This is a genomic window from Caulobacter sp. D5 (genome assembly GCF_003185805.1).
In the GTDB taxonomy this organism is placed as follows: domain Bacteria; phylum Pseudomonadota; class Alphaproteobacteria; order Caulobacterales; family Caulobacteraceae; genus Caulobacter.
Window position 1 is genome coordinate 1 of record NZ_QHJY01000373.1, and the last position, 8,593, is coordinate 8,593.

8 protein-coding genes and 1 pseudogene are annotated in these 8,593 nt (G+C 67.3%); 5 read left to right on the plus strand and 4 right to left on the minus strand.

Translation table 11 applies throughout. From position 1 onward, the window contains the following. From DMC18_RS21210 to pth, 3 genes and pseudogenes are all read left to right on the plus strand, one after another. Positions 1 to 447, plus strand: a pseudogene (locus DMC18_RS21210) (hypothetical protein); the annotation flags it as partial. 161 nt (positions 448 to 608) lie between these two features. Then, complete coding sequence (locus DMC18_RS21215; protein WP_110119409.1) at positions 609 to 1,208, plus strand: 50S ribosomal protein L25/general stress protein Ctc; 600 nt, start codon at positions 609 to 611, stop codon at positions 1,206 to 1,208. A 90-nt stretch (positions 1,209 to 1,298) separates the two neighbouring features. Then, positions 1,299 to 1,913 (plus strand): aminoacyl-tRNA hydrolase, encoded by a 615-nt coding sequence (pth, locus tag DMC18_RS21220; protein WP_110119410.1) that lies wholly within the window; start codon positions 1,299 to 1,301, stop codon positions 1,911 to 1,913. Positions 1,914 to 1,940: 27 nt separating this feature from the next. Here pth and DMC18_RS21225 read toward each other — a convergent pair whose 3' ends face one another. Together DMC18_RS21225 and DMC18_RS21230 are read right to left on the minus strand one after the other, a co-directional pair. Further along, the gene (locus DMC18_RS21225) at positions 1,941 to 2,291 is read right to left on the minus strand and encodes a hypothetical protein (protein ID WP_146218157.1); all 351 of its coding nucleotides are present in this window, start codon (positions 2,289 to 2,291) and stop codon (positions 1,941 to 1,943) included. Positions 2,292 to 2,401: 110 nt separating this feature from the next. Then, positions 2,402 to 5,299 (minus strand): TonB-dependent receptor, encoded by a 2,898-nt coding sequence (locus tag DMC18_RS21230; protein WP_110133288.1) that lies wholly within the window; start codon positions 5,297 to 5,299, stop codon positions 2,402 to 2,404. Between the two features lie 287 nt (positions 5,300 to 5,586). Between DMC18_RS21230 and DMC18_RS21235 the strand changes: the two genes are divergently transcribed. Beyond that, complete coding sequence (locus DMC18_RS21235; protein ID WP_110133289.1) at positions 5,587 to 6,324, plus strand: tetratricopeptide repeat protein; 738 nt, start codon at positions 5,587 to 5,589, stop codon at positions 6,322 to 6,324. Between the two features lie 165 nt (positions 6,325 to 6,489). Here the strand turns inward: DMC18_RS21235 and DMC18_RS21240 are convergent, their stop codons facing one another. Continuing rightward, the gene (locus DMC18_RS21240) at positions 6,490 to 7,287 is read right to left on the minus strand and encodes a DUF72 domain-containing protein (protein ID WP_110119413.1); all 798 of its coding nucleotides are present in this window, start codon (positions 7,285 to 7,287) and stop codon (positions 6,490 to 6,492) included. 174 nt (positions 7,288 to 7,461) lie between these two features. Then, positions 7,462 to 7,695: a 30S ribosomal protein S21 gene (gene rpsU, locus DMC18_RS21245; RefSeq protein WP_081612876.1), complete on the minus strand. Its 234-nt coding sequence runs from the start codon at positions 7,693 to 7,695 to the stop codon at positions 7,462 to 7,464. A gap of 182 nt (positions 7,696 to 7,877) precedes the next feature. Here rpsU and DMC18_RS21250 point away from each other — a divergent pair, with 182 nt between their 5' ends. After that, complete coding sequence (locus tag DMC18_RS21250; protein WP_110119414.1) at positions 7,878 to 8,537, plus strand: COQ9 family protein; 660 nt, start codon at positions 7,878 to 7,880, stop codon at positions 8,535 to 8,537. Positions 8,538 to 8,593: the final 56 nt, after the last annotated feature.

The following is an 8,593-nucleotide window of genomic DNA, read 5'->3' on the forward strand; positions in this document are numbered from 1 at the left end:
CCGCCGCCCGCCGCCCCGGCCGCCAGCCCCGCCGCAAGCATCGACGCGGCCCTGGCCTCGACCGTCCCGGCCGGCCCGCGCTCGGCCCCGCCGCCCTATCGCCCGCTGGTCATCCGCAGCCTGGCGGTCGCCGCGCTCGCGGCCCTGGGCGCGGCCGGCGACGAGAACCTGCCGACCATCGAGGCCATCATGGCCGAGCCCAGCGCCGGTTCGTGCCTGAACATGGCCAAGCTGAACCTCTATCAGTGCCTGGCCGTGTCCAAGCCGCACTACGAGGACATCTTCTGCCTGGGCCAGCACATCATGATCGACACCGGCGCCTGCGTGATCAAGGCCTCGGGCGCGCCGATGCCGGTCGAGCCGCTGCCGCCCCCGCCGCCGGAAAAGCCGACGGCCAAGAAGAAGCCCGCCGCCAAGCCCGCGGCCGCCAAGAAGAAGAAGGCCTGATCCTTCAGACCTTTCCAGCCGAACAAGAGGGCCGCCGGATTGCACCGGCGGCCCTCTTCGTGTATTGGGCGCCCTCCTGAAAACGTCGACCGAGCGGGGCAATCTGGTCCTGTGCGGCGATTTCGCATTTCGAGGGCATTGGCCCTCAAGAGAGAACTGACATGGCCGAGATCATCCTGAACGTTGAAATCCGCGACCGCGCCGGCACCGGCGGCGCTCGTGAAACCCGCCGCGCCGGCCTGGTCCCGGGCGTGCTGTACGGCGGCGACAAGGATCCCGTGAACGTCGCGGTGAAGGTCAACGAATTCCGCAAGGCGCTCTACACCGGCAAGCTGCTCGGCCACCTGGTCACGCTGCAGCACGGCGAAGACAAGCAATCGGTCATCGCCAAGGCCGTGCAATTCCACCCGGTCACCGACGAGCCGGTCCACTTCGACCTGTACCGCGTCAGCGAGCACCAGCTGATCAAGATCGAAGTGCCGGTGCACTTCAAGAACCACGAAACCTCGGTCGGCCTGAAGAAGGGCGGCTCGCTGGAAGTCATCCGTCACACCGTCGAGCTGGCCTGCCCGGCCGACCAGATCCCCGAAGAGCTGGTCATCGACCTGGCCGACCACGACATCGGCGACACCATCCGCATCTCGGAAGTGAAGCTGCCGGAAGGCGTGAAGCCGGCCGTGGACCGCGACTTCGTGATCGCGACCCTGAAGGCCTCGGCCTCGGCCCAGTCGGGCGCCGGCGACACCACCGTCGAAGGCTGATCCCGGCTCGGTTTCGCGACCGAACTGATCTAGGAAGCGGGCGGACCTTCGGGTCCGCCCGTTTTCGTTTGAATACGTGAGCACCGCGCGATGCTGATCCTCGCCGGCCTCGGCAATCCCGAGCCCAAGTACGAGAAGAACCGCCACAACGTCGGCTTCATGGCCGTCGACGCCCTGGCCCGGAAGTGGGGCACGGCGCCGTGGCGCGCGCGCTTCCAGGGGCTGGCCTGCGAGGGCCAGGTCGACACCCCCAACGGGCCGGTCAAGCTGCTGCTGCTCAAGCCCAAGACCTACTACAACGAGAGCGGCCGCGCCGTGGGCGAGGCCATGAAGTTCTTCAAGCTGAAGCCGGCCGACGTCATCGCCTTCCACGACGAGATCGACATGGCCCCGGGCCGCTTCCGGATGAAGGCCGGCGGCGGGGCGGCCGGCAACAACGGCATCCGCTCGATCACCAGCCAGATCGGCGACGCCTTCCGCCGGGGCCGGATTGGGGTAGGCCATCCCGGCGACAAGGACATGGTCATGCACTACGTGCTGGGCGACTTCCACAAGGTCGAGCACCAGTGGCTGGACCCGCTGCTGGACGCCCTCTGCGACGCCCTGCCCTTCGCCGCCGCCGGCGACGACGAACGCTACCAGGCAGAAGTGCTGCGCCTGGCTCCCTCGCCCAAGGCCGATCCGAAGAAGCCGCGCGGGGCTTGAGCCCCCACGCGGCTGCCCCGATGCGCCCTACAGCGCCGGATTGTAGATGGTGATGTACTGGATCTTGGGGTCGCTGCCGCAGCCGGTGGTGACGGCCGGATCGTAGGTGACCTCGACGGTCAGGTTCGACGCGAGAGCGGTGAGGGTGACGGCCATGATGCTGCCGTCGCCTTCCGTGTTCGGAATTCGGAAGTACATGCTCGACCCGTCTGAGGTCTTGCGCAGCTCCACCACGCGACAGGCTGGGTTTTCGTGCCCCTGGGTGAACCGGATCTTGCCGACGGCGGTCATGCTCGCCGCCGCAGCGGGTCCGGCCATGACCGCCAGACCCGCCGCCGCCAGCGCTCCGTAAAGCGCCGCCTTCAAACTTCCATTCATGCCGTTCGCCCCTTCGCCACAGTCGCACCAAAGGTACAGACCGGGCGAAGCTGGACAATCAGAACGGCGCCAATCTCCTGTGGGCAACCTTAGATGACGTCGAAACGCCCTCAGAACCGGTACTGCAGGCCCAGGTTAAACTGCCGGCCGGTGTGGGTGTAGACGAAGGTGCTGTCGCGGTCGGAGTCGATGTACTGCCGATTGAAGCGGTCGAAGATGTTCAGCCCTTCCAGCGACAGCTTGAACTTGTCGTTGATCTGGTAGGACGCGGCCATGTCGAAGGTCAGGTTGGCGTCGTAGCCCTCGACGTCCTGGTAGGGGTTGTTGGCCGGCAGGGCGACGATCGACTTGTCGCGGTAGGACGCCGACAGGCGGGCGCTGAACTTGTCGTCCTCGTAGTAGATCGTGGCGTTGTAGGCGTTCTTCGACAGGCCCACGAGGTCGTTGGTGGTGACGCTGCCGTCGGCCAGGAAGTAGTCGATGGTCGAGTCGACATAGGTGTAGTTCACCAGCGCGCCGGTATGGCGCAGCAGGCCCGGCAGGAAGGTGAAGGCCTGCTGGTAGTTGATCTCGAAGCCCTTCAGCGGCCCGCCGGGCGTGTTCACCGGACGGGTGACCGTGAACAGGGTGTTGTCCGGATCCAGCTGCGAGGTTCCCAGCAGGCTCAGCGGCAGGCCCGTCTGGCGGAAGCTCATCTGCTGCGACTGGTTCTGCACGTAGGTGGCGATGTCCTTGTAGAAGAAGCCCAGGCTCAGCACCGACCCTTGCGAGAAGTACCACTCGCCGCCCAGGTCGAAGGTGGTCGCGCGGATCGGATCCAGATCCGGGTTGCCCGAGGTGATCGACGGCGTGCCGGTCAGGTTCAGGCTGCCGCCGGGCGACAGGAAGGTCAGGTCGGGCCGCGACACGACCTTGGCGGCCGAGAAGCGCAGCACCAGGTCGTCGCGCAGGTCGAAGGCCACGTTCAGGGCCGGCAGCACGTCGAGATAGTCGTTCTCGGCGGTCACCCGGGTCGAGCCGATCTGGTAGCCGCGCGCCCACAGCTCGGTCTTGGCGATGCGGAAGCCGATGTCGCCGCGCACCGGCAGGCCGCCGATCTCGGTCTTCAGGTCGGCCTGCAGATAGCCGGAGGAGACCTTCTCCTCCACGCGCCGGATGCCGCCGGTGTTGGGGATCAGGGCGTACATGCCGGTCTTGCTGTAGAGGTTCTGGTCGGCGACGAACTTGTCGTAGTCGATGGTCGCCCAGCTGCTGGGGAACACGCCGCTCTTGATGCCGTGGCCGCCGAAGCCCTCGACCACCTTGGTCACCGCCAGCAGCTGGGCGCTGGTCAGGTTGGGCACCAGGAAGTTGTTCGAGCGCTGGAAGGCCGAGGTGTCGAACGAGAACTCGTGGAAGTGGCCGCCGAACTTGATGGTCAGGTCGTCGTCGGCCCGCCAGGCCAGGTTGGCCTCGGCGGTCTTGTAGATGTTGGTGGTGAAGATCTGCGACAGCCGCACCTCGGCGTTGCCCGTGCCGAAGGTGTAGAGGCTGGCGTCGGCGACGTTGAAGCCGTGGGTGATGGTCGGCTGGTCGCGATCCTCGCGGAAGTCGATGGTCATGCTCGTGTTCGGACGCTGGAACATGATCGTCGTGGTGATCGGCTGGTCGTAGTCCGACTTCGAATAACCGATCAGGCCCGACAGGGTGATGTTGTCGGTCAGCTCGTGCTTGCCGGTGAAGGTGTACTGCTGGAAGACGTTCTGGAACTCGTCGTGCTGAGTGTCGGAGCGCACGTCGACGCCGTCGAAGCGGCCATAGGCCACGTCGTAGACCGTCTTGCCGAAATTGATCCCGGCGGTGCTGCTGGTGCCGGCGTTGCGCAGGATCAGCTCGCGGATGGCCGTCTGCGGCTTGCCGTTCTGGCTGATGGCGCGGGCGAAGGAGAAGCCTTCCAGCCAGTTCTCCTCGCGCACCACGTCGTACTTCGAATAGAGGGCGTCGAAGCCGAACGAGGTGCGGTCGTTGGGCTTCCATTGCAGGGCCAGGGTGGCGCCGGTGCGCTCCTGGTCGTGGTGGAAGCGGCCGTAGCGCGGCAGGCGCGGGAAGAAGACGGTGCTCTGGTTGCCCAGGTCGTAGAGGGTGTCGTTGGCGGCCGGGCGCGCCACGCCGGTGGCGCAGTTCAGGGCGTCGGCGCCGGTGGCGGCGTCGGTGGCCGGGTTCTGCGCCGTGCGGCCCACGGGCGTGCAGAAGCCGCCGTCGATCGTCGCCGGGTTCCAGCCGCCCGAGCCCCACTGGTCCTCGAGGAACTTGCGCTTGCTGAAGGCCAGCGAGGCCTGGGCGCCGAACTCGCCCCAGGCGGTGTCCCAGCGGTCGCCGGCCACGGCGGTGAACTTCTTGTCCATCTTCTCGGACAGGTCGTTGTAGCCGAGCGAACCGCCCAGCACGAGCGTGCGGCCCTTCTGGTCGAGCGGCTTGGCGATGTCGAGATCGACCGTGGCGCCCAGCGAGCCCTCGATCACCTCGGCCTGGGCCGACTTGCGCACGGTGATGCCGCTGAACAGCTCCGAGGCGAAGGTGTTGAAGTCGAAGCCGCGGCCCAGGTTCGCGCCGCGGTCGCTAGTGGTGGCGCCGCTGGTGGACTGGGCCTCCATGCCGTTGATCCGCACGCGGGTGAAGCTGGGCGGCAGGCCGCGCACGGTGATGGTGCGGCCCTCGCCCGCCACGCGGGTGATCGACACGCCCGGCACCCGCTGGATCGACTCGGCGAGGTTGGCGTCGGGGAAGTCGGCGATGTCCTCGGCCTTGATGGCGTCGACCACGCCCGAGGACTGCCGCTTGACGCTCAGCGCGCTGCGCAGACTTTCGCGGAAGCCGGTGACGATCACTTCCTCGACGGCGTTCTCGGTGGTCTCGCCGGCGGGCGGGGCGGCCGTCTGGGCCTGAGCGTTCACCGCTCCCAGAGCCGCGACCGCCAGGACGGCGATGGAGACGCCCGCACGCAGGTTACGCAAGGATGATGACGACATAGGTCCCTCCTGACGGCGGCGCCGCTCGGCGGCCCGCCTTATGTTTCCAACCCAAAGCGCCGGTTTGCCCGGTCTGCTTATGTCAGCAGAGACGAAATCCCATCTTTTGGGACACTATCTCGCAATATAGGTAGAATACTGTGACAAGGCTGAAGCACAAGGCCCCGCCTGTCGGATAGTCCCCAGATCCCGCATCATCTGGCGGCGCGGCCTCTGCGCAGCCTCTCGACAGATTGACGCGGCGACGCTCGCGCCACACATAGCCGGGACGTCCTGGAGCCCTTTCGATGATCCCGCTTTTCGGCCTGTCGCTGATCTTCTCGATCGCCCTCTGTGTTCACGTCGTGCGCTCGGGCCAGGCCATGTACTGGCTGCTGATCATCCTGATGTTCCAGCCCCTGGGCGGGATCGTCTACCTGCTGGCCATCGTCGCGCCGGAGTTCATGGGCGGGACCAGGGCCCAGCAGATGAAGGCCGCCGCCCGCCAGGCGCTGGACCCGCAGCGCGAATACCGCGAGGCCAGCCGCGCCGCCGAGGACGCGCCGACCGTCACCAACCTTTCGCGCCTGGCCGCCGCCGCCACGGGCCTGGGCAAGCACGAGGAAGCCGAGCGGATCTACGCCCAGGCCCTGCAGGGCCACTATGCCGACGATCCGGCCCTGATGCTGGCCCGCGCCAACAGCCTGATCGAGCTTGGCCGCGCCGCCGAGGCCCTGCCGCTGCTGGAGGCCCTGGGCGAACAAGGCGTCAAGAGCCGCACGCCGCAGACCGCCCTGGCCCTGGGCCGCGCCCAGGCGGCCCTCGGCCGCACCGAGGAGGCCGACGTCTCCCTGCGCTGGGCCGCCGCCCACCTGCCCGGCTTCGAGGGCATGGCGCGCTATGCGGTGTTCCTGGGCGAGAGCGGCCGCAAGGCCGAAGCCCGCGAGGCCCTGGCCGAACTCGACAAGCGCCTGTCCAAGACGCATCCGAGGTTCCGGAAAGAGGCCAAGGGCTGGCGCGAGATGGCCGCGGCGGCTTCTTCCTGATCCCTCTCCCCCTGCGGGAGAGGGTGGCCCGCGAAGCGGGTCGGGTGAGGGGTCGCACATACAGAAACGCCGCGACGGCTGTTCAGCTGTCGCGGCGTTTTGCGTTTGAGAGACCCCTCATCCGTCATCCTTCGGATGACACCTTCTCCCACAGGGGGAGAAGGATCAGCGGACCTTCTCGATCAGCGCCTTGGCCCCATGCGGCGCGTTGACCTTGCCCTCGTGGATGATGAAGGCGAAGACGTCGCGGCTCTTGGCGACGGGCGTCGCGTCCTTGTCGATGCGCGGCAGATCGCCAGGACGCTCGCCCTTCGCCCAGGTCTTCAGCCGGTCGGCCCAGGCGTCGAGCTCCGGCTCGGGATAGGCCGTGGCCACCTCGTCCGAGCCCGTCTGAAGGCGGGCATAGACGAAGTCGGCCGTCTCGTCGGCGAACTCCGGATAGTCGAAGTGCTTGGCGTAGACGCCGGCCACGCCGTGCTCCCTCAGAAGCGCCGGGAAGGCCGGGGTCATGAAGGTGTCGTTGCGCACCTCCACGGCGTGGCGCAGGCGCACGCCGTCCTTCTCCTTAGGCAGCAGAGCCAGGAACGCCCCGAAGTCGGCCTCGTCGAACTTCTTGGTCGGCATGAACTGCCAGAGGATCGGCCCCAGCTTGTCGCCCAGTTCCGTCAGGCCCTGGTCGAGGAACTTGCCGACCGACTCGCCCCCCTCGGCCAGCACCTTGCGATTGGTGGTGAAGCGCGAGGCCTTCACGGCGAACACGAAGTCGTCGGGCGTCTCGTCGCGCCACTTGCGCCAGCTGTCGGGCTTGAAGCTGGAATAGTAGGTGCCGTTGATCTCGATCGCCGTCAGCTGGCGGCTGGCATAGGCCAGCTCGTCCTTCTGCTTCAGGTCGGAGGGATAGAAGTGGCCGCGCCAGGGCTCGAAGGTCCAGCCGCCGATGCCGATGCGGATATCGCCGCTCATGCGCGTTCCCCTCTTGTTCCGGAGGCGAAACCTAGGCGAGGTTCCTGCCCTCGTCGAGAGGGCAAACAGGACCCCGAGCAAAACAAAACCCGCGCCGGTCGCCCGGCGCGGGTTTCGTCTGTTTTCGGGTGCGTGGAACGCGGAGGCGCGAAGATCCGCGCCTCGACGGCGCTCTTAACGCGAAGCCTTCTTCGGCATCGGCAGCAGACCTTCGCGCTGAGCGCGCTTGCGGGCCAGCTTGCGAGCGCGACGGACAGCTTCGGCCTTTTGACGGGCGCGCTTTTCCGAGGGCTTTTCATAATGCACGTGACGCTTCATCTCGCGGAACGAGCCTTCGCGTTGCATCTTCTTCTTCAGGGCCTTGAGGGCCTGATCGACGTTGTTGTCGCGGACGAAAATCTGGACCAGGGGTGACTCTCCATTCGACGGCCCGACCAATTTCCCAAGTCCCTCTTGAGGGGCCGGGCGGGCGAATAAAAACCTTACGCCCTGGAAGGGGTGCTTCCGGGCGACGAGGGGCGGCAGATAGCAGAGGCGAGGGCGCGTGTCCATGCGCGACGAGCGCTAAACACCGGTGTAGACTCGGATTCATGAGCGACGCCGCGACCAAAGCCACGCAGGACTGGGCCGACAAGGCCGAACAGAAGGTGCTGGACGAGGCCCTGCGCCTGTCGCCGCGCCTTGGCTGGAACGCCGCCCTGGCCCGCGCGGCCGCCGCGGCGGCCGGTTTGTCGCCCGGCGAGACCGATCTCCTGCTGCCCCAGGGCCCGCGCGATCTGGCCGCCCTGCTGGCCCGTCGGCACGACGCCCAGGCCATGGCGAGCTTGGGAAAGCTCGATCCGGCGGCGCTGAAGATTCGCCAGAAGATTCGCGAGGGCGTCATCGCTCGCATCGACGCGGCCGCCCACGACAGCGAAGCCGTCCGCCGCTGGGCCGCCTTCCTGGCCTTCCCGACCAACCTGCCGCTGGCGCTCACCCTGTTGTGGGAAAGCGCCGACCAGCTGTGGCGCTGGGCCGGCGACGTCGCCACTGACGAGAACCACTATTCCAAGCGCGCCATCCTGTCGGGGATCCTGGTCTCGACTCTGGCGGTCGACCTGGCCTCGGGCCGCGACTCCGCGCTCAAGCACCTGGACGCCCGCATCGACGGGGTGATGGCCTTCGAGAAGTGGAAGGCGGGCGTGAAGGCGCCGAACCTGGCGGCGGAGTTCCTGACCGCCCTGGCGAAGATGCGCTACGCCAAACCCTGATCCCTCTCCCCTTGCGGGAGAGGGTGGCCCGCGAAGCGGGTCGGGTGAGGGGTCGA

Coding starts and splice junctions, on each gene's coding strand:
- DMC18_RS21215 (WP_110119409.1), top strand. CDS start 609: ATGGCCGAGATCATCCTGAACGTTGAAATCCGCGACCGCGCCGGCACC.
- pth (WP_110119410.1), top strand. CDS start 1,299: ATGCTGATCCTCGCCGGCCTCGGCAATCCCGAGCCCAAGTACGAGAAG.
- DMC18_RS21225 (WP_146218157.1), bottom strand. CDS start 2,291: ATGAATGGAAGTTTGAAGGCGGCGCTTTACGGAGCGCTGGCGGCGGCG.
- DMC18_RS21230 (WP_110133288.1), bottom strand. CDS start 5,299: ATGTCGTCATCATCCTTGCGTAACCTGCGTGCGGGCGTCTCCATCGCC.
- DMC18_RS21235 (WP_110133289.1), top strand. CDS start 5,587: ATGATCCCGCTTTTCGGCCTGTCGCTGATCTTCTCGATCGCCCTCTGT.
- DMC18_RS21240 (WP_110119413.1), bottom strand. CDS start 7,287: ATGAGCGGCGATATCCGCATCGGCATCGGCGGCTGGACCTTCGAGCCC.
- DMC18_RS21250 (WP_110119414.1), top strand. CDS start 7,878: ATGAGCGACGCCGCGACCAAAGCCACGCAGGACTGGGCCGACAAGGCC.